19 protein-coding genes and 1 pseudogene are annotated in these 20,954 nt (G+C 45.0%); 14 read left to right on the forward strand and 6 right to left on the reverse strand.

Annotated elements, in window-relative coordinates; genetic code table 11:
- Window positions 1-230 precede the first annotated feature (230 nt).
- Both H6G03_RS00005 and H6G03_RS00010 read left to right on the forward strand, forming a co-directional pair.
- Window positions 231-1,100, forward strand: a complete 870-nt coding sequence (locus tag H6G03_RS00005) for an Npun_R2479 family HD domain-containing metalloprotein (RefSeq protein WP_190460775.1) — start codon at window positions 231-233, stop codon at window positions 1,098-1,100.
- A 6-nt stretch (window positions 1,101-1,106) separates the two neighbouring features.
- Window positions 1,107-2,222: an ABC transporter permease gene (locus H6G03_RS00010; protein ID WP_190460777.1), complete on the forward strand. Its 1,116-nt coding sequence runs from the start codon at window positions 1,107-1,109 to the stop codon at window positions 2,220-2,222.
- A 164-nt stretch (window positions 2,223-2,386) separates the two neighbouring features.
- On the opposite strand, the gene H6G03_RS00015 is transcribed toward H6G03_RS00010, so the two are convergent.
- A complete protein-coding gene (locus tag H6G03_RS00015) occupies window positions 2,387-3,403 on the reverse strand; it encodes a ribose-phosphate pyrophosphokinase (RefSeq protein ID WP_190460779.1) in 1,017 nt (338 codons plus the stop codon).
- 818 nt (window positions 3,404-4,221) lie between these two features.
- Between H6G03_RS00015 and H6G03_RS00020 the strand changes: the two genes are divergently transcribed.
- From H6G03_RS00020 to H6G03_RS00030, 3 genes are all read left to right on the forward strand, one after another.
- Window positions 4,222-6,258 (forward strand): serine/threonine-protein kinase, encoded by a 2,037-nt coding sequence (locus H6G03_RS00020; protein WP_190460781.1) that lies wholly within the window; start codon window positions 4,222-4,224, stop codon window positions 6,256-6,258.
- Window positions 6,259-6,312: 54 nt separating this feature from the next.
- The gene (bioD, locus tag H6G03_RS00025; RefSeq protein WP_190460783.1) at window positions 6,313-6,993 is read left to right on the forward strand and encodes a dethiobiotin synthase; all 681 of its coding nucleotides are present in this window, start codon (window positions 6,313-6,315) and stop codon (window positions 6,991-6,993) included.
- Between the two features lie 493 nt (window positions 6,994-7,486).
- A complete protein-coding gene (locus H6G03_RS00030) occupies window positions 7,487-10,402 on the forward strand; it encodes a S8 family serine peptidase (protein ID WP_190460785.1) in 2,916 nt (971 codons plus the stop codon).
- A gap of 79 nt (window positions 10,403-10,481) precedes the next feature.
- On the opposite strand, the gene H6G03_RS00035 is transcribed toward H6G03_RS00030, so the two are convergent.
- Complete coding sequence (locus H6G03_RS00035; RefSeq protein ID WP_190460787.1) at window positions 10,482-10,811, reverse strand: winged helix-turn-helix transcriptional regulator; 330 nt, start codon at window positions 10,809-10,811, stop codon at window positions 10,482-10,484.
- A 110-nt stretch (window positions 10,812-10,921) separates the two neighbouring features.
- Here H6G03_RS00035 and H6G03_RS00040 point away from each other — a divergent pair, with 110 nt between their 5' ends.
- The 4 genes from H6G03_RS00040 (at window position 10,922) to H6G03_RS00055 (ending at window position 13,782) form a co-directional block, all read left to right on the forward strand.
- The gene (locus tag H6G03_RS00040; protein WP_190460789.1) at window positions 10,922-11,620 is read left to right on the forward strand and encodes a pirin family protein; all 699 of its coding nucleotides are present in this window, start codon (window positions 10,922-10,924) and stop codon (window positions 11,618-11,620) included.
- Window positions 11,621-11,829: 209 nt separating this feature from the next.
- Window positions 11,830-12,252, forward strand: coding sequence for a hypothetical protein (locus tag H6G03_RS00045; RefSeq protein ID WP_199315059.1), 423 nt, complete (start codon window positions 11,830-11,832; stop codon window positions 12,250-12,252).
- A 156-nt stretch (window positions 12,253-12,408) separates the two neighbouring features.
- Complete coding sequence (locus tag H6G03_RS00050; RefSeq protein WP_190460790.1) at window positions 12,409-12,990, forward strand: NADPH-dependent FMN reductase; 582 nt, start codon at window positions 12,409-12,411, stop codon at window positions 12,988-12,990.
- 105 nt (window positions 12,991-13,095) lie between these two features.
- Window positions 13,096-13,782, forward strand: coding sequence for a Uma2 family endonuclease (locus H6G03_RS00055; protein WP_190460793.1), 687 nt, complete (start codon window positions 13,096-13,098; stop codon window positions 13,780-13,782).
- A 35-nt stretch (window positions 13,783-13,817) separates the two neighbouring features.
- Here H6G03_RS00055 and H6G03_RS00060 read toward each other — a convergent pair whose 3' ends face one another.
- Both H6G03_RS00060 and H6G03_RS00065 read right to left on the reverse strand, forming a co-directional pair.
- Window positions 13,818-14,129, reverse strand: a complete 312-nt coding sequence (locus tag H6G03_RS00060) for a type II toxin-antitoxin system RelE/ParE family toxin (RefSeq protein ID WP_190460795.1) — start codon at window positions 14,127-14,129, stop codon at window positions 13,818-13,820.
- Window positions 14,126-14,392: a type II toxin-antitoxin system ParD family antitoxin gene (locus tag H6G03_RS00065; RefSeq protein WP_190460797.1), complete on the reverse strand. Its 267-nt coding sequence runs from the start codon at window positions 14,390-14,392 to the stop codon at window positions 14,126-14,128. The genes H6G03_RS00060 and H6G03_RS00065 overlap by 4 nt, the downstream gene beginning before the upstream one ends.
- A gap of 257 nt (window positions 14,393-14,649) precedes the next feature.
- Between H6G03_RS00065 and H6G03_RS00070 the strand changes: the two genes are divergently transcribed.
- Together H6G03_RS00070 and H6G03_RS00075 are read left to right on the forward strand one after the other, a co-directional pair.
- A complete protein-coding gene (locus H6G03_RS00070) occupies window positions 14,650-14,898 on the forward strand; it encodes a type II toxin-antitoxin system Phd/YefM family antitoxin (RefSeq protein WP_190460799.1) in 249 nt (82 codons plus the stop codon).
- Window positions 14,899-14,976: 78 nt separating this feature from the next.
- On the forward strand, window positions 14,977-15,528 hold the full coding sequence (locus tag H6G03_RS00075) for a hypothetical protein (RefSeq protein ID WP_190460801.1): 552 nt from the start codon (window positions 14,977-14,979) through the stop codon (window positions 15,526-15,528).
- 317 nt (window positions 15,529-15,845) lie between these two features.
- Here the strand turns inward: H6G03_RS00075 and aroF are convergent, their stop codons facing one another.
- Both aroF and H6G03_RS00085 read right to left on the reverse strand, forming a co-directional pair.
- Window positions 15,846-16,691: a 3-deoxy-7-phosphoheptulonate synthase gene (gene aroF / locus H6G03_RS00080; RefSeq protein ID WP_190460803.1), complete on the reverse strand. Its 846-nt coding sequence runs from the start codon at window positions 16,689-16,691 to the stop codon at window positions 15,846-15,848.
- A gap of 634 nt (window positions 16,692-17,325) precedes the next feature.
- Complete coding sequence (locus H6G03_RS00085) at window positions 17,326-17,679, reverse strand: hypothetical protein (RefSeq protein ID WP_190460805.1); 354 nt, start codon at window positions 17,677-17,679, stop codon at window positions 17,326-17,328.
- Window positions 17,680-18,092: 413 nt separating this feature from the next.
- Here H6G03_RS00085 and H6G03_RS39640 point away from each other — a divergent pair.
- The 3 genes and pseudogenes from H6G03_RS39640 to H6G03_RS00095 all read left to right on the forward strand — a co-directional run.
- A pseudogene (locus H6G03_RS39640) lies at window positions 18,093-18,221 on the forward strand (DUF5615 family PIN-like protein); the annotation flags it as partial.
- Between the two features lie 155 nt (window positions 18,222-18,376).
- Window positions 18,377-19,810 carry a bifunctional orotidine-5'-phosphate decarboxylase/orotate phosphoribosyltransferase gene (locus H6G03_RS00090; protein ID WP_190460807.1) on the forward strand — a complete coding sequence of 478 codons (1,434 nt, stop codon included), beginning with the start codon at window positions 18,377-18,379 and terminating at the stop codon, window positions 19,808-19,810.
- Window positions 19,811-19,972: 162 nt separating this feature from the next.
- Entirely contained in the window at window positions 19,973-20,890 is a 918-nt protein-coding gene (locus H6G03_RS00095; RefSeq protein WP_190460809.1) for a hypothetical protein, read from the forward strand.
- Window positions 20,891-20,954 lie beyond the last annotated feature (64 nt).

Here is a 20,954-nt window from a genome sequence, read left to right on the forward strand (position 1 = left end):
TTTGTTCCGATGCACGATATGCCGGGAGGCACGCTGCGCGATCGCACTCCAACGTGTGTCTTAACAAAAGTTAATACAGTGTCGATTACTTTTGTCCGACTACTTAGCATAATATTCGATCGCTAACAAGTGTTTTTTCTCGCTAAATTGGATAAGAATAACAAACATAATAAATATTAATACTTTCCAATTTGCTCCTGACCTAGTACTCAGCACCCACGAGTAACCAGATGTTTAATGCCACAGAAATTCTGATTGACGCCTTCGTACAAAAGCTTCGGGACGGTTACCGCCGTACCTATGGAGGATTCAAGCCCGATTACGGAGATATTATTGGGTGGGCTGGCAGCATGGCGCTAGAAAACATCGCTAATAGCGACGCCCTCTATCACGACGTCGAACACACGATCCTAGTTGCTTTAGTCGGACAGGAGATTTTACGTGGAAAACACATCCGCGAGGGAGGTGTTTCCTGCGAAGACTGGTTGCACTTTATTATCTCCCTTGTATGTCATGACATTGGATATGTCAAAGGAGTTTGCCGTCAAGATAGAGAAGCAGATTGTTTGTATGCGACAGGAAAAGATGGCGGTATGGTTGGTCTCCCTCCCGGTGCTTCCGATGCCGGTCTTACACCTTATCATGTAGACCGAGCAAAACTCTTTATCGAAGAACGCTTTGGCGGTCACAAGCTCATTGATGCTTACACAATAAAGAGTAATATTGAACTAACTCGCTTCCCAGTTCCGGCAGCAGAAGATCATCAAGATACGGTAAACTATGCAGGTTTGGTTCGCGCAGCCGATCTGATCGGCCAACTGAGCGATCCGCGCTACCTCAAGAAAATTACTTCTTTGTTCTACGAGTTTGAAGAAACTGGCGTAAACAAAGCTTTGGGCTACCGTCATCCCGGCGATCTAAGGCGGAACTATTCTAGATTTTACTGGCATGGAGTTTATCCGTATATTAAAGATGCACTTCGTTATCTACAGCTAACGCAGCAAGGCAAGCAAGTCATTGCTAACTTGTACTCGAATGTGTTTGTGGTAGAACACGAAAAGGCTGAGGAGGAGCAAAGGCAATTGATTGAACAGGTATAGCAAAATATGAACTGGTGGCAGAAATTAAAAAATAATCCCTTAGCTCGTTTTGGGGCTTTGTTACTGTTAGTTTTCTATTTGGCAGTAATAGCTGCTGATTTTGTTGCGCCTTACGATCCTTATGCGTCTCAGCCCAACGGTTCGCTACTGCCACCGACGCAGATTTATCTAAAAACGCCACAGGGAAACTCGATCGGGCCTCATGTTTATCCTACAACTCAAGGGCCGGTAGACTTGGAAACGGGCGATCGCAAACTCATTGTAGATTGGGAAAAACCTACTCCCCTGCGCCTATTTGTGCAGGGGCCAACCTACTATCTGTTTCGCCTGAACGTGCCACTGCCGCCTACATTTGAGGAAATAGAAATTTTTGGGGGAATTCCCTGCAATTGGCATCTTTTCGGCACGACTGGCGATGCTAAATTTAACCTTTTAGGCACTGACGAACAAGCACGCGACCAGTTTTCTCGTCTGCTGTATGGAGGAAGGATTAGCCTCAGCATCGGTTGGGTGGGAGTGGCGATTTCCTTTCCCTTGGGAATGCTTTTCGGTGGTATTTCTGGTTTCTTCGGTGGGAAGATTGATAGCGTTTTGATGCGCTTAGTGGAAGTGCTGATGACTATTCCTACCATCTATCTCTTGGTTAGCCTCACCCTGGTACTACCTGCTGGGATAAGCAGCGCCATGAGATTCCTGCTGATCACATTAATCATCTCATTTGTCAGCTGGGCTGGTTTGGCAAGAGTAATTCGGGGACAGGTGCTGTCCATCAAAGAACGGGAATTCGTACAAGCAGCACGGGCTATGGGCGGCAAACCGATTTACATTATCATCCGTCACATCTTACCGCAGACGGCAACATACGTGATTATTTCGGCTACTTTGGCAGTTCCTGGTTTTATCGCCGCCGAATCAGTACTCAGTTTAATCGGACTCGGAATACAGCAACCCGACCCTTCTTGGGGAAATATGCTATCTCTGGCAACCAATGCTTCCATTTTGGTGCTGCAACCTTGGTTAATTTGGCCGCCTGCGTTGCTGATTATCCTGACGGTATTGGCTTTTAATCTTCTGGGGGATGGACTGCGGGATGCTCTCGATCCTCGCAGTCAGCAGCGTTAGGGAGTGGGAAAGTCAAAAGTCAAAAGTCAAAAGTCAAAAGTCAAAAGGAAAAAAAGGGGATAGAGGGCAGGGAAAGTCAATCATTCAAAATTTCTCCCTTTTCCCTCTTCCCTTTTCCCTCCTCTCTCTTCCCCTAGCCCCTAACCCCTAACCCCTAACCCCTATTAGTGAAACATACTGCTAACAGAACTATCTTCGTGAATGCGCCAGATAGTTTCGCCCAGTACGTTTGCCACTGAAAGTACGGTTAGCTGTTCAAAGTTATGTTCCTCGCGAACCGGAATCGTATTGGTGACAATCACTTCTTCAAAGACACCGCTCGATAACCGTTCGATCGAAGGCGGAGAAAATACGGCGTGGGTGGCGCAGGCGTAAACTTGACGCGCTCCTTCTTTACGAAGCAGTCGCGCTCCTTCTGTAATGGTGCCACCAGTGTCGATCATATCGTCCACCAATACAGCTGTTTTGCCAGCCACATCGCCAATTACATTCAAAACTTCGGCGACATTATGAGCTTGACGGCGCTTATCGATAATTGCTAATGGGGCATCGTCGAGCTTTTTGGCAAATGCCCTAGCTCTCGCTACGCCACCCACATCTGGGGAGACAACAACGATATCGCTGAGATTTTTGCTCGCCAGGTAATCGAGTATGACCGGCGAACCGTAAACGTGATCGAAAGGAATATCGAAATAGCCTTGAATTTGGGCTGAGTGCAAATCCATTGCCAGAACGCGATTGGCTCCAGCCTCGGTAATCAGGTTGGCCACCAGCTTGGCTGTGATTGACTCTCGCCCTGCTGTTTTGCGATCGGCGCGGGCATACCCGTAGTATGGAATCACTGCGGTGATTTGCCTTGCCGAAGCGCGACGACAGGCATCAATCATGATCAGCAATTCCATCAGGTGATCGTTTACTGGGCGGCAAGATGGCTGAATGAGGTAAACATCGCAGCCCCGAATTGATTCCTGAATTTGAATATAAATTTCTCCATCAGCAAAATGCTTATGGATCATCGGCCCTAAGTCCATACCCAAGTAACGAGCTATTTCCTGGGCAAGAGGAACATTGGCTGTGCCAGAAAACAATCTCAGACGATTGTTAGCGCAGAGTACCGGTGGTGTCGGCTGAAGCGTCAAAGTAGCAGAGCGGATCACAGCAGACCCTCGAAGCGTGTTCATCGCTATCTTATCATTCTATTTTGCCAACAATATCCTGAATTTTTGCTTAAGAGATGATTCTTAGATCTGTTCGAGTTGATTAAGTCTGCTGAAGGCATAAACCGGGAGGGTTTCCAATAGCCTTATTCTTCGGGAAGCCTTTGCTTACCAGCAAACAGACTCTTATTGAAGACGGGTTTAATCCTTCTCCGTTAAATTACTTAGATTCGGGTTAAAGTGCCCTTTAGCCCGCCTTCAAGTTGGGCTAGAAAAGGGAGACAAACAAAGAAAATTAAACAGTCATCCTTGCCGATGACATGAATATCCAGCTATTAAAACCCTTGTCTCGTTCTATCTAAATGAGTTGACCGATTCACAAAGGTGCCAAGCTCGCGACGGTGAGTAAAAAAACTCATGGGTAAACAATAAAGTGAATCAGAGACTGTATAAGCAAACTCTGAATTCAGAGTTAAGCAAAATTTATTTAAATATGCAATTGCACAAATCGTCAAGTTTATGACTGAAAATGGTTTCAAAAAGCGATGTAGTAGGTTTAATGCCAGAAACGGATATATAACAGTCACCAAGAACCCACTTGATAGCTAAGGCGTTAACGCACAGGTAAAATCGCAGCCAGAGATGCTTCTTTTCATGCGTGCGGTACGATCGCTCAAGATATCCCCTCTCCGTCGCGTCGTTAAGCTACTGTTAAGCTACTGTAGGAAAATCTGAGCAGAAGTTGTACTTCCTTATGTATCGCCTTGACCTATTACTATAGATCTAAAATGCTCCCTCCTCAGAAAAACCGACATTAACCCGCGCCCACCCATTAAACCGCGATGCAACCACCGCTTCCCATTGGGACTGTTCTGCAAAACCGCTACCGCTTGGCAAAGATCTTAGGTCAGGGGGGGTTTGGACGAACTTATCTGGCACAAGACCAGGGGCGCTTTAACGAACTGTGCGCTCTGAAGGAGTTGATTCCTTCTCAAACGGGGGTCTACTCTGTGGAAAAGTACAAAGAACTTTTCCAAAGAGAGGCAAGCGCACTTTACCAGATTCAGCACGCCCAAATTCCCCAATTCCGCGCCACGTTTGAGCAAGATGGGCGCTTGTTTTTGGTGCAGGATTATGTGGAAGGAAAAACTTATCGCACGCTGCTAAAGGAACGCAGAGCGGAAGGAAAAAGGTTTTCGGAAGGCGAGGTTTTGCAGCTTTTACAGCAACTGCTGCCGGTGTTACACCATATCCACGGCAAGGGTATTATTCACCGAGATATCTCGCCGGACAATATCATACTGCGCGATCGCGATCGCCTACCTGTGCTGATTGACTTCGGTGTGGTCAAAGAATTAGCAACTCGGTTTCAATATTCTTCCACGCCACCGGCAACGATGGTAGGTAAAATGGGCTACGCGCCTCTCGAACAAATCCAAACTGGCAGAGCTTATCCCAGCAGCGACCTCTACGCTCTTGCCGTTACAGCAATAGTTTTACTCACCGTTCAGGAACCGCAGGTATTATTTGATGAAGCTACACTGACGTGGAATTGGTATCGATGGATACCGCCGATTAATTCGGGGCTGACGCAGGTGTTGAATAAAATGTTAAGTTACAGACCGGGCGATCGCTACCAGGAAGCCCGTGAAGTGGCGCGGGCGCTAGCTGATGCCCTCAACCTCCAGCCCCAAACTCAGAAGCCACCGCAAGCATATGCGCCGACCTCTGCCAATACTTCACAAATGCAAACTGTGGCCGTTGGGGGGCGTCCCGAACCCAGACAGGGAGTTGCAAAATCTGTAGAAGTTGGGGAAACCCCAGAAAAAGAAAGCGCAATGCCCTCTCAGAAACCCGATCCCGTCACTACACCAACCAGTAGCTCTAATTGGGATAATCCTTGGATCGTCGCTTTTGTGGGCGTAATTTTGGCAATATTAGCTGGGGTCGGTTCTTGGGCTTTGGTAAGTTATCTTCTTAACCATCAGTTGCTGGTGCGAACTTCTCAGCGGACGCCGACACCTGCAACACAGGTATTTTCTAATACCGATAAGCCATTAGCAACAAATTTAGAAAGTCCCTCTCCCACAAACAGTCCTGAACCAGTTACTTACAGCAAGCGTCTCACGCTGGTAGCTGATGACACTCTTTCTGTTTCAGACAAGCTGAAAGCTAACGCTACGGTTAAGTACATCATTTCTGGCGAACAAGGGCAAAAGTTAAGAGTTTCTCTGAAAGAAAAAGGTATTTTGATGACGGTGTTGGGCCCAAATGAAGAACCAGTTGATGGGCGATCGAAGCTGGTGACCCGCTGGGAAGGGACACTTTCTTTTGATGGAGATTATGCGATCGAACTTGTCACGGCTAAAGGAGTTTCAGAAAGTGAGTATAATCTAGACCTGCGGGTTAGCAACCCAGAACCAACTCCAACCCCGACGTCTACACCAACAGACACGCCTACACCGACACCCACAGACACACCCACAGACACGCCTACAGACACACCCACAGACACACCCACAGACACACCCACAGACACACCGACGCCGAGTGAGAGCCCTTCTCCAAAAGCGCTTGTTGATGCAGAACCGATCGATTTTCCTAATGACGCGACGGGGACGCAAGTTTTTTCCGGCCAAACCAGTCCTAAAATAATTAAGCGTTACCTAGTTAATATGAGGGAAGGTCAGATATTGAGTGCGCGAATTCAAAAGGGAGAAGCTACATTAGATATTCGCTCTCCCAATGGAGAACTGGTGGAAAATGCTTCTGGACTGGGAGAATGGGAGGCAAAAGTAGAAGAGAGCGGGGAATATCAAATTGATGTGAAGTCAAGCAAAGAAACTGAGTTCTCTGTTGATATTAGCGTGCGGAATTAGCTATTAGTTATCAGTCCTATGTTAGTCTTCCGTTAATAATTTCCCATATTACCAATGAACGCCATTTTAATTTCTGCTACCGATACAAACGCCGGAAAAACTGTTTTAACAGCCGCATTAGCAGCTTATTGGCAAACTTACCGATCGGCTGAGAGTTTGGCTATTTTTAAACCCATACAGACTGGTGTAGGCGATCGCGAATTGTATAGCCAGTTATTTTCGCTCAATCAATCTTTAGAAGAAATTACACCACTTCACTTTCAAGCCCCTCTAGCACCTCCTATTGCAGCCGAAAAAGAGGGGAGTTGGGTTGATTTAAAAAAACCTTGGCAAGCTTTAGAAATTTTACGAAAACAGCGAGATTTTGTATTAGTAGAAGCTTTGGGAGGTTTGGGTTCTCCTGTAACATACGAACTTACAGTAGCAGATTTAGCTAGGGATTGGGCATTGCCCACTGTTTTGGTAGTACCCATAAAATTGGGTTGTTTAGCGCAAGTAGTTGCTAATGTTGCTCTAGCGCGTCAGTCAAAAGTTAATTTAAAAGGTATCGTTCTGAATTGCGTTCAACCTTGTACGGATGCAGAAATTACCGACCTTGCACCAATTGATTTAATCCAATCTTTGACAAATACATTAGTTTTAGGGGTAATACCGTATTTAGAAAATCCAAACGATTTAAGTAAATTGGCTCAAGTTGCCGCTCACATAGAATTAGAATACTTAATGACGCATTAGTTAGAGGTAATAGTTTTTTTGTAAAAGCTTGTTAACAGCAATTACAAATAATAGAAATATCTCCAAATTAAATGTGTTCTACTATAACTTTTGTCCAGACCTTATATCCAACATCTCTACATTAGATTTGGAGATATCTAATAGACATCTCCAAAAATTCTTGTGGGGTAGGCATCCTGCCTGCTGTTTGAGATTGTTTTGGATGTCTAATCAACCATAAAGCAACTGGTAATCTACCCGGATTTGGTATCACGGAAATTTCTAATATTATCAAAAAATTATAATTTTCGCTGAAAACTTTAGATTAATTTCACAAATCACTACAGATTATTACTAAGAGTGTGAGTTAATCTGTCATTAGACAGATGAATTCAAAGTATAAAAATATGTGAAGCAGACGCGAGATTGTGAAATCGCTTTACTTATCAAAACTTATTGAATTACTGTTCTAGCGTCCTACACATTGCCGTACACAAAGGAGTACCAAAAAGATATGGTTTTACCTATAGACTTGAATAACCAGCCATCTTGGTTCGATCCGGAATATTACTTAAATGAAAACGTAGATGTAAAAATCGCTATTGATGCAGGTATTGTCAATTCTGCATTAGAACACTTTGCCTATTTCGGGGCGAAGGAAAGTAGAAACCCGCACAAAAATTTTAATAGCGATTTTTATTTAGAACAGTATAGCGATGTTGCAGATGCAGTTACTAAAGGAGAGTTTGAAAGTGCATTTCAACATTGGCTTTTGTTTGGTCAGTACGAAGGTCGCGTCACCACATCGCAAGAGTTAGTCAGCACCTTAGTTCCGCCTATTCTGGGAACCTTTAGCGACGAAACTCCGGTGCAGCAAAATCCCACGGTTGACCTGTCTGCTTTGGGATTCCGGTTTTTGAACAAACCTCTCAAAGTCGCTGAGGGTTTGGAGCTCGTGGCTACTGGGCCAAGTCCCGATCGCTTGAGCATCCGCAAGCCAGATAATGTGAATGCGGCAGACACAACCAATGCCGACCAACTGTGGTCTGGAGGCGGTTTGGGATTAAACCTGAACGGTACTGGCGTAACTGTAGGAATTTGGGACGGCGGTAGAGTTCGCAACACACACCAAGAGTTTGGTTCTCGCGTCACCTTTGGCGATTCTGCCTCAAGTTTTGAAGATCACGCCACCCACGTTGCTGGAACTATTGGTGCTACTGGCGTTAACCCCTCAGCGCATGGCATGGCCGATCGCGTCAATATTCGCAGCTATGACTGGAACGACGATTATGCGGAGATGAACGCTGCTGCTTCCCAAATCGACCTCTCCAATCATTCTTACGGAAGTTTGTCTGGTTGGGATTTATACAATTGGGGTTCGGGAAATGAGGATACCTGGTTTGGCGATCGCTCTCTTTCTGCCACCGAAGACCCCAATTTTGGTAAATACAGCACCACTGCTCGCGATTTAGACCAAGTGCTGTACAACAATCCCAACCTCCTGAGTATTTGGGCGGCGGGGAACGATCGCGATGATGTTTATCGTAACTACAAAGGCAACAACACTTATGTAACCTATCTATCCAATGCCATTGGAGGGCCTGGTTGGTATCGGGTTTCCACCACCAAATATGCAGCTCCTCCAGGAGACGGTAACGGCGGTACCGGTTACGACAGCCTCACCCCCGCCCAAGTAGCAAAAAATACTCTTGTTGTGGGTGCGATCGACGATATCACTGCCGACCCCTACAACAACAGCAACGTCAAAATGGCATATTTCTCCAATTGGGGGCCAACAGATGACGGTCGCGTCAGACCAGATGTGGTGGGTAACGGCGTGAATCTGTTCTCCTCCGTCGCCACTTCCGATACTGCTTATGCCACCTACTCCGGCACTTCGATGGCCACGCCCAACGTTACCGGCACGGCGGCACTACTTTACCAACATTACAAAAATCTCTACGGCGGTGCTTCTCCTAAGAGCGCTACCATGAAAGGCTTGCTGATTCACACTGCTTTTGACAGCGGCAATGTGGGGCCAGATTATACCTACGGTTGGGGTGTGGTAGACGGTGCGGCGGCGGCTAAGTTCCTGACTAATGCCAAAAGCGCAAATCAAACGGATCTGCTATTTGAACAAACCTATACCGGGACAGCGAGAACACTAAACGTGAACTCCAACGGCAGTAGCCCTCTCAAGGCGACGATCGTTTGGACTGACCCGGCTGGCCCTTTGCAAAACAACAATCTGGACGACCCAACGTCGGTTTTGGTAAATGACCTGGATTTGTGGATAACAGGCCCCAACGGTATTACCTATCGCCCTTGGACTCTAGACCCAGCCAATCCTTCCGCTTCGGCTGTACGCACTGCGGCCAATCATCGTGATAATACGGAGCAGGTGCTGATAGATGCGCCTATTGCCGGTAATTACACTATTAATATCGGTCATACGGGCAGTAGTTTCACGCAGAATTATTCTTTGCTGATCGGTGGGGTAACTTCCGCATCGAGTTCTACCAATATTATCGGTACGGCAGGAAATGACACTCTTAACGGTACGGCAGGAAATGACACGATCGCAGGATTGGACGGTGACGATATCCTGAATGGGTTAGATGGCAACGATAGTATTGACGGTGGAAATGGCAGCGATACTCTTGATGGCGGTAGCGGTAACGACTCTCTTGCAGGCGGTGCCGGTAACGATATCTATGTTGTTGATAGTAGCAATGATGCGATCGTCGAGAACTCGAACGGCGGTATAGATACTGTCCTGTCTTCTGTTAGTTGGACTTTGGGCGATAATCTGGAAAATCTCACCTTAACGGGTACTGGCGCTATCAACGGTACTGGTAATACTCTTGACAACGTGATTGCGGGGAATACTGGGAATAACGTTTTGGGCGGAGATGTCGGTAACGACACCCTGAGCGGAAATGGTGGTAACGACAACCTCAACGGCGGAAATGGCAGCGATAGTCTCAATGGCGGTGATGGTTTAGATACGATCGCTGGTGGTTTTGGGATCGATACGATTAGTGGTGGTGCTGGTAATGATGTGCTGACCGGTCAGGGTAGTAGCGATTCGTTTGTTTATGCGACGGGAAGTGCTTTTGCTGCTGCTGATGTGGGTGTGGATTCAATTACCGATTTCGTACCAGGAATCGATCGCATTGTCCTATCCAAGCAGACTTTCACAGCTCTCCTCAGCTCTGTGGGGAATGGTTTTAGTATTGCTTCTGATTTTGCCACTGTGTTAACTGATACTGGTGCTGCTACTAACGGGGCGCGGATTGTTTACAATCGGGTCAACGGCAATTTGTTCTACAACCAAAATGGGGCAGCGTCTGGATTCGGTTCTGGGGATAAGTTTGCTACTCTGGCGACTAAACCGCTGATTTCAGCTGCGGACTTTTCTCTCGTCTAGATACGGGAAAGGCTAGGGGCTTTAGTAGAGATGTTCGATCGAACGTCTCTACTTCAAAGGTGATAGACAGTGCCGCATTCTATCTGCTTTGCAAATACTTCAATCCCCATTCGTGCATCGAATCGAGTATTGGTTTGAGCGTTTCTCCCAATGGTGTCAGCGAATATTCTACTTTGGGTGGGACTTGCAAGTAGACGTGGCGATCGACTATTCCATCTTGTTCTAACTCCCTCAGCTGCTGGGTTAGCATCTTCTGGGTAATGCCGTGCAAGGCGCGGTGCAGTTCTCCGAACCTTTTTACCCCGAAAAATAATTCTCGCAAAATCAAGACTTTCCAGCGTCCGCCAATTACTTTGAGGGTGATTTCTACCGAACAAGTTAACCTGTCTTCACTTTCGATTGCTTCCATAGTATCATTTTGGGTAGTATCTTACTTTGAAGTGCATACTTTTCATTTTAGCTTTACAGGTTTTAAAGTAAGAATATAGCGCCACAAGATTAAACAATTAGGGCAAAAAGATGATTACCATACGTCGGTCAGAAGAACGGGGACACGCCAATCACGGCTGGCTTGATAGTTATCACTCATTCTCGTTTGCTGATTACTACGATCCCAAATATATGGGATTTCGACACCTGCGGGTAATTAACCAAGACAGAGTTGCACCTGGGATGGGTTTTGGCACGCATCCGCACCGAGATATGGAGATTATTTCCTATGTGTTGGATGGTGCGCTAGAACACAAAGATACGATCGGCACCAGTTCGGTAATTCATCCTGGTGAAGTGCAAAGGATGAGTGCGGGTACGGGTATCGCCCACAGCGAATACAACCATTCCAAAAAAGACCCAGTACATTTCATGCAAATTTGGATACTGCCGGAAGCAAAAGGTTTGCAACCCGGTTACGAGCAAAAAAACTATCCTGCGGAAGAAAAGCGCGGTAAATTGCGTTTGGTCGCTTCTAGGGACGGTCGGGATAATTCTGTTACCATTCATCAAGATGTGAATCTCTACGCCACTTTGTTGGAGGAGGGAGAAAAGGTTGTTCACGAAATCAAACCAGGGCGTCATGTCTGGTTGCAGGTGGCGCGGGGAGAAGTTAACCTCAACGGCGTACCTCTCAAAGGTGGAGATGGCGCGGCGATTAGCGATGAAAGTATTGTAGCGATCGAAGGAATTAAAGGCGCAGAAGTTTTGTTGTTCGATTTAGTATAGGTTTTCTTGTGGTGCGAGAAACCGGGTTTCTTTGCCGAAAGAAGCCAGAAACCCGGTTTCTTTGTCGATACTTAGCTGTTAAACCCAGGATTTTGCATAGAAACCGGGTTTCTTTGCCCAAGTGCTACGATCGCTTTTGTTGACCCTTTTCTTGTCACTCGCTCAGGAATTTTTGAGTAGACTGGATGCAATTGTTTGGCAAGACAACTATGATGCGATCGATCCAGGCAGCTCTAACTGCGAGTTTGGCGGGTGCGATTTGGGTATTTCCCAGCACACAAACACTTTTTGATGCTGCTGTCAGAGCAGAAAGTGTAAAATCTACTGATGCCACTTTAGTTGCTCAAGCTGAATCTTTGGATTTGCAACAGATTCAGCAAGTTATCCAGCAAAATCCCCAGCTAGTACAGCAAGCCCAACAGCTTTTGCTACAAAATCCAGAGATGGTGCAGATGTTAGTGCAACAGCTAGTACAAGAAAATCCACAGCTGATACAGCAATTACAACAAAATCCTCAACTTGTGCGCCAAATGGCACAACAAAATCAAGGGCTGATTCAGCTATTGCAACAAAACCCTCAACTGGTACGACAGCTTCAGCAGTCAATTCCAGCTACTACTAATAAGCGTTGATGAGGGATTTTAGATTTTGGATGCAGAATTTTAGATTAGGGGTTTATGGTAGATGCCTCTATCCTATTGCTAAAAAAAATCTAAAATCTAAAATCTAAAATCTAAAATCCAACTATCCTCTACAAAGTAAGAAAACTTTAGAACGGACAAGCAATCATGGCTTACACGCCCAAAATTCTCGCATTTGCAGGCAGCACTCGCATTGGTTCCTACAACAAGCAGTTAGTTCAAATCGCTGCTAATGGAGCCCGTGCAGCGGGTGCAGAAGTAACATACGTGGATTTGCGCGATCTCCCTATGCCCATATTTGATGAAGATTTGGAGAAAGCGGAAGGAATGCCTGAAAATGCACAAAAGTTCAAAAATTTATTATTGCAACATGACGGACTTTTGATTGCTTCTCCTGAATATAACAGTTCCATCACAGCAGTTCTCAAAAATGCTATTGACTGGGCTTCTCGTCCCGCTCCCGGCGAAGCAATGTTAGCTGCTTATACTGGCAAGGTAGCATCAATTATGAGCGCTTCGCCAGGAGGTTTGGGAGGTTTGCGCGGTTTGGTTCATGTGCGAGCCATTTTGGAGAATATTAAAGTGATTGTACTTCCGGATCAAGTAGCTGTTCCCAAAGCTTATGAAGTATTCAATCCTGATGGCACAATGAAAGATCCAAAACAGCAAGAATCTATTGAGCAACTCGGCGCAAATGTCGCGAACGTAGTCGCGAAATTGAAAGCATAAAATTGTAGGGATTGCTAAAAGAAACCCGGTTTCTTGAAGAAACCGGGTTTCTGATTTGAAAAATTTAGATATAATAAATATTAAATCTCAATTATAGTTAGTACCATGACTGCTTCAACTCTGACAGACAGTCAGACAACTCCCACCAAGACTTTGTATCATTGGCAACCCGCAAACTGGGAAGACTATTTAGCTTATCGCGACGATAAAACTAATGACAGGATGCGGCTGTTTTTTCATCTAAACCGTCTTTTGGTAATTGACATGGGTTGGGAAGGAATCAATCACGCTACTATCAATGAACTGTTCTCTATGTTGTTTATTCTCTGGTTCATTCAAAAACCAGAACAGATATTCAGTTCGCTAGGCGGTTGCTTATTAGAAAAATCGCCTAAGCAATCAGGTGCGCCAGATTTAGTGCTTTATTTAGGTGAAAATTATCCGCGTTGGCAAGAAGGGGAACCGCGTTTAATCGATCTAAATCGCTGGCAAGTACCTAACTTAGTTGGCGAAGTTTCCGATACAACTTTGGCAACTGATTTAGATGAAAAGAAAAAACTTTATGCCGATATGGGAATTCCCGAATATTGGGTAATTGATGTGAGAGGTTTACGAGTATTTGCCTTTCAGTTGCAATCAAACGGTATTTATCAACAATCCGATACATCTTTAGCCTTAGCAGGAATGCCTATTTCTTTGCTAGAGCAAACTTTGGCACGTTTGAAAGAGGGAACAAATGGTAGCGCTGCTGCTTGGTTTGGACAACAAATTGGTAATTTGAAAACAGAATAAGTACGGAAACAAACCGGGTTTCTTTACGTACTTATTCACAAATCGCCGTTACTCTCCCCTGAAAAAATAGCCTCAAAGTCCCGATAACCACTCAAAATCCGAACAACTTCAATACCATTTTGCAGTTGTCGATAAAAAATGACGTAGTTACTTAACGGAACACCGCGTAATTGTGGAAGTAAATTTTCATAACTTTTGCCCATGTTGGGAAATCGTGCTAAAGTCTGACATTTTTGTTCGATGTTATCCACAAAATTTTCTGCTGCATCTAAATTTTTCCTGGCAAGATAATCATAAATATCATCTAAGTCTTGAATTGCCAGAGGGGATAAGATATAGTTACTCATGCTTCTGACTCACGAGCTTTACGAATTTTTTCCCGCAGACTTGCAAATACTTTTTCTCCATCAACTCCTTCGCCTCTGTCAAGCTGTTCAATACCCATCATTAATTCCTTTCGCAGTTTTTCGAGGCGCAGTTGGCGAATTTGGTCTTGTTCTTGCAGCAGTCGCAATGCTTCGCGGACAACTTCGCTAGCAGATAGGTATCTGCCGCTTTTGACTTTTTCTTGCACGAATTTTTCCAGTTCGGGTGTTAGGGATACGTTCATGGGAGTAGCGTCATTTTGGGTTGTTAATCCTATTTTGCTAGTTATAGCAAGGATTGTCAAAGTTTGTTATTAGAGCTTGAAAAGCTTGTACTGCATGGATTTGCTGGTGATTGATGAAGTGCGCGAGGTTTTAAGTAAGGTGTCATGGTAGGCAACTCAAATAGTTTGTGCTAAACTGAAAAAGCGCAGATAGGACGGTCATCTCCTTTTTATTTCTGCGAGAAGTTTATTGTAGAAACCCCAATCAAAGGATGACAATGATGCACCCAAAAAAAGCGGTGCGAGGCAAAAATCGAGATGTTTCGGTAGTCCAAATGACCGCCGAGCAGTTTCGAGAAGCAATAGACGACTGCTTTGATGCGGTTAGTCGAGGGCAACCTCACATTGTTCATCGAAATGAACAGCCTGATGTGGCTGTGATTTCCATGCAAGACTACGCTCAATTGCAGGAGTACAAACGCCTGCTATCTCAAGCTGCACGGGAACTGCTACAAGAGTCTTATTGACAAAGTAGCACCAGACTGCTATTAAACCATCTTCTCTAATATCGCCTCGCACCGGAATACCGATAGTAGAGAGGATGAATGCACGTTAATATTGAACAACACGGAAGTGTTCGGAAGTTTTGGCAATCTAAATCCCTAGCATTTCGCTTGCAATGGGAATATCAAAGTTTTCTCAATCTGCTTAAAAGTGAGTTATACCCACTGGAAGCAGAACCAATAGAAGGATTGCCGGAACATTTTTTGTATCCATTGCCAACTGGACATCAAGTTTACTATCAAGTGAAACAGATATCACTTGAACCAGTAATTTACTTGGTGACTATCAAGCGGATAGCTACTTCAGCAGAAATTGTCAGCATCTTGTTGCCAGAAATTAAAAAATCGCTATTGCAACAACCTGCTCAAATCCCAGAGATTGTCAAATCTCAGCAGAAACGAAACTTTGGGAGAATTTTTGTCAATGCGTTAGATATAGCGCAACGGCTAATTTTTTCCCAGCAAGTTCTGAGTGTGCTGGCAGGTTTGTTTTTAACAATTTTGGTGACATTTGGGCAACAATTTGCTTCTCCTGACACACCACCAGGACAGAAAGCTCTACCCCCTGAACAAAAATCTAGTCAGTCGAGGTAAAGGCGTTGTAGGGACACGGCATCATAAATATGTCGGTAATACCAAAATTTTAATTATGCCGTGTCCCTACAGCATAATTGCTCCGAAAGACCCCAGAAAATAAAGTCAGAAACCCGGTTTCCTGAAGAAACCGGGTTTTTAAGTAACCCAAGTTGCTAGTTATAAGATTAGTCTTATTCTTTGTACGTAGTTGGGCTTTAGCCCTCGGATGAAACCTGGCATAAGAGGGCTAAAGCCCAACTACGTACCTTTATGTAAATAACTAGCAACTTGCGTTAAGTCTACAAAAATAGGATGAGCAATACCCATCCTATTTGCTACGCTGCTATCAGTTGAGGTTGATTTTTCAGAGAAGGAATGCGCCTGCCAACTGCTTCTGCTACTGGTCTTAAATTGTGAACTAATTGCACCATATCTTCTAAAGAAAGTGCTTGACGTGCATCGGAAACTGACTTTTCCGGTTCTGGGTGACATTCGATAATCAGTCCATCTGCGCCGCAAGCAATGGCAGCTTTTGCTAAAGGTGCGACTAATTCGCGTTTGCCTACTGCGTGGGATGGGTCTACAATTACTGGCAGGTGAGTTAGTTGTTTGAGGGCGGCGACTGCACCTAAATCTAAGACGTTGCGAGTATAGTTATCGAAACTGCGGATACCGCGTTCGCACAACACGACATCGGGATTTCCGTGACTTAAAATATATTCAGCTGCCATGAGGAATTCTTCTATAGTTGCTGCTAAACCGCGTTTTAGTAATATTGGTTTGCCTGCTTGTCCTAATGCTTTGAGTAAGTCGAAGTTTTGCATATTGCGACTGCCTACTTGCAACATATCGGCGTAAGCAGCTATGGTTTCTATCTGAGAAATTGCCATTACTTCGGTAACTACTGGTAAATTGTGGCGCTGACTAACTTTTGCTAAAATTTCCAAACCTTCCACTCCTAAACCTTGGAAAGCGTAGGGGGAAGTGCGCGGTTTGTAAACGCCACCCCGTAATGCTTGCACTGGTGCGATGGATAGGTGACTGGCGACTTGTTCCATCTGGGACATACTTTCGACGGTACAAGGCCCACCGATAATTACTAAGTCTTTGCCGCCGATTTTGACGTTATCGGAAATTTGGATAACTGTTTGCTGGTCAGGTTCTGTTTGTGCGTGTAACATTTGAGTTTCTCCTTGAAAAAAGTGTGGTTAACAAAAAACCCGGAACCGTTTTACAGTTCCGGGTGGCGGTGCGTTGGCACGACTTTATTTACCCGGAACTGTTTCTGGGCCAAAAATAAAAGCCGTAAAACCAACTGGAAAGAAATGCTGTCATGGTACTTGAGATGTCCTTAAAAAAACAAAAACCGCAGATTTTGTTCTGCGGTTCACCGGCTCGTTTCCAATGCGTAGATTGGATCACTCCCAGTGAACCGCTTTACGCCAATAATAAAAGTAATAAGAGCCGATGTACATGATTTGGGTGGAAATATTGGTTTGAGGTATATGTCTTGATGTAAAAACCATAACAGAGTGAGTGGCTTCGCGTCAAGACTAAATTGAGAAAATAATTCGATCGACTGAGTATTTGTAGTGAGGACTTCTGTCCTGTTCCCTGATGGATCGATCGCACATTTAACTCTGAAACACTCTGTAATTTCCCCACTCGGCTTCTATTCAAAGCAAAAAGCGATCGCCTTTTCAGAGGGAGAAACGGATGTGTACGCTCCGCTTCTCCCTATTGGCCATCGACAAGGAACCACGAACGACCAGAGCCAAAAAAGTCAATCTCTGGCTGCGCCAAGTCTAAATCTCCTTATTTGCAAGTGCTATTGCAAACGGGACGATGAACGGGACGACGAACCGGACGAACGCGAACTGGCCGCTTCTGACCTGTTCTGACTGGCTGAACCGTCGGGTTTGAAGCGTTAGCTGACTGATTGGAATTTTGATTGACTGAATTGCCCTTACCGCTGACATTAGCTTGTTGGGTGCTTGTCTGAACAACAGCGCTATCGCCACCACTGGGTTGACAGCAAGGGTTAGCCGTAGCTTTAGCGGCAAAGGGAAGTATTCCCGCCGTACTAACCGTCAAAATACCCAGGATGTAAGTTTTTTTGAGCATTGTACCAAAGTTGGCGATCGCGTTCGTCGAGTTGGTGCTAGCCATGTCAGTTTCTCCCTGTCTAACTAATTACTGTTTGTGAAGGTATCTCAAATTTAGGTTTCGGCTTCCGGAACGCTCCATTAGCCTCTGTAACTATTAAAGCTACCTCTGAAATGCTCGTCAATAGTTTTTACAAAACTTCATATATCTAGGGATTAGGGACTAGGGGTTAGGGGTTAGGGAAGAGGGAAGAGGGAAGAGGGAAGAGGGAGTAGAAGTTGGAGTAACATTAAGGCTGAAAAAGGGTAGGTGGAAAGGGCGAGCCGGAAAGCCCCTCTCCTTGCAGGGGAAGGGTTGGGGAGGAGTCTAGCGCATCCCATATAATAGATGCAGCTTGGTATTTTTTTTGACAAAATCAAAAACTGTATGACTGGAGAGCCTGGGATTAAAGTCGAAAAGCCTGTTTCCAAATTTTAAAAGTAATCTGGTTAACCTGTGGAAATACATCGAATTTGCGATTGAGAGAGATTCTAACTGCAACTGTACCGGATGCTTTGGAGCTTTTGCGATCGGGTGAAAAGTTGGTGGAAATCAGTGGTAGTTGAGAACAGTCTAAACTCACAGCCTTGGCGAAGCGTATCTGTTAGCGCGATCCTCTTCACTTACCCTTCCTAAGTATTCGATCGGTCGGTCAAGTAAATTAGCTGTAATGTTGTGCTATGAAATTCTCTAATATCATCCCAGAGAAAGGCAAAACCAGATGCAGTTTTTTGATAAATTACTTTATGCGATCGAGCGCAACCAAAGCTTACTCTACGTCGGACTCGACCCAGACCTAGACGAAGTGGTAATTGGCGAGGGTGAGGATTTATCCCAACTTTGGGAATGGCTGGATACCATCATCGCACAAACATCAGATTTAGTTTGTGCTTATAAGCCGATTCTCGGATTCTACCAAGCTTTGGGCGCACCCGGACTGAAACTGCTGGAACAAACATTGCAGCGCATTCCCAAACATATCCCCATTATCCTGGATGCCAAACACAGCGATATCTATACCAGCACGGTGTTTGCCAAGACTGCCTTTGAACGATGGGGTGTGGATGCCGTTACCGTAAATACCTACGCCGGATGGGATCACGTCGCGCCTTTTTTACTTTATCCGGGTAAAGCAGTGTTCGTGCTGTGCGCTAACGCGAATCCCAGCGCGGCGGCGTTGCAGGAATTCCCGACGCCGAGTCAACCTTTTTACCTGCATTTGATCGATGAAGCGAAAAACTGGGGAACGCCGGAACAGTTGGGGTTGAAAGTGGGTGGTACTCCGGAAATTTTAGCGCGTATCCGGGCTGCTGCACCAGAACGGCTAATTTTGTTACAGGAAGATTATACAGGCGATCGCGATTTAAATGCTATTTTAGCAGCAGGTTTGGATAAGCAGGGAGAAGGATTGCTGCTACCAGTACCTCCTAATATTATCGAAGAACCCGGACACGATATCGCCGCCGCCGTTCGCGATTTAAGGGATAAAGTCAATGAAGAAAGAATGCGAATCGTGCAGGCAAATCCCACTTGCGATGTTTGGTTGCCGAATGTTTGTTCGTTGCAATCCGAACCGCATCGCGATTTAATTTTACAGCTTTACGATATCGGCTGCATTATTTTTGGCGAACACAAGCAAGCATCGGGGGCGATTTTTCCTTATTATATCGATTTACGGAAAATCATATCGCAGCCGCAGATATTTCACCAAGTCTTGACTGCTTACGCGGGGATATTGAAAGGTTTGGAATTTGACAGAATTGCGGGAATTCCTTATGGTTCTTTACCGACGGCGACGGGTTTATCTTTGCGGTTGGAACGTCCGATGGTGTTTCCCCGCAAAGAGGTGAAAGCACACGGTACTCAAAAAGTAATTGAGGGGAATTTTCAACCAGGTGAAACTGTTGTAGTAGTGGATGATATTTTGATTAGTGGAAAAAGTGCGATCGAAGGTGCGGGTAAGCTGCAATCTGTAGGATTGAAGGTGGAAGATATTGTGGTGTTTATCGACCACGAAAAAGGTGTGAAGGATAGGTTGAAGGAACAAGGTTTTCGCGCTCATTCCGCTTTGACGATAACGGAAATTGCCGAAACTCTCTATAATGCCGGTCGAGTTGATGAGGAACAGTTTAAGCTTTTAATGTGGGAACATTAGGATGTTGGCTGAGAATTTCGGTTTGTTTTTTTACCGCAGATGTAGACAGATGAACGCAGATTAACGCAGATGTAGATGTAGATTCCTCGTTTCCTCGTTACCAGGCTCTGCCTGGTAACGAAAATACTAAGGCTCTGTCTTGTCTATTTACAAATTATCTGTATGACTCGATTTATCCACGATCAATTTGCTAAAGATTATCTGGAACAATTACTATCACCTTATGGTGAAGTCCAAGCACCTCGTCGCGTCTCAGGCGAAGTCAGGCAAATCGATGTTTGGTTTGCACCAAATTCGCCGCAATCAGCAAATGCTTCCGAAATATTAGGATTATTAGGTCGATTGGCAGCTACTCCTTCTATTTTTGAACCATTTCGCAATCCTGCCACGCCAAATGAAATTTCCGATTGCTTGTTAAAATTATGGGAAATTCGAGGGGAATTACAACGAGAAGCAAATCGCAATAATACCAATATCGCAGAATCCGCCTTACCGAAATTATGGATACTCACGCCTACGGAATCAGCGGGTATTTTGTCTGGGTTTGGCGCTATAATAAACGATAACTGGTTGCCTGGAATTTACTTGATGCCGGAGTATCTCAGAACTGGCATTGTAGTAATTCACCAGTTACCTCGTACTCCTGAAACTCTCTGGTTAAGGATTTTGGGTAAAGGTAACGTCCAAAAGCAGGCAATTGATGAAATCGTCGCCCTGTCAGCAGATAACCCTTTACGTTCCAACGCCGTCAAGCTGCTGTATAACTTACGGAAAAACTTGCAAATTAATGACATTCCAGATGAAGAGGATAGGGAGTTAATTATGAGATTAGCACCACTTTACGAACAAGACCGCGAACGAGCTATCCAAGAAGGTATTCAGCAGGGTATTCAGCAGGGTATTCAGGCAGAAAGGCGTCAGATAGTAGAAAATTTGCTGCAAGTTCGATTTGGGTTATTGGACGAACAGCTAGCGGCAATTATCCCCCTCATATTGACTTTGCCGCCAGCAGAATTTACTCCCATGTTATTGCAATTATCCCGTGCAGAATTATTGGCTAGGTTTGCCGAACAAAACTAAGGCTTTGTTTCGACTATTGTCAGGTGCGTTACACTGCGTTAACGCACCCTACAACAATGACTAA

This window comes from Aerosakkonema funiforme FACHB-1375, assembly GCF_014696265.1.
Lineage (GTDB): Bacteria > Cyanobacteriota > Cyanobacteriia > Cyanobacteriales > Aerosakkonemataceae > Aerosakkonema > Aerosakkonema funiforme_A.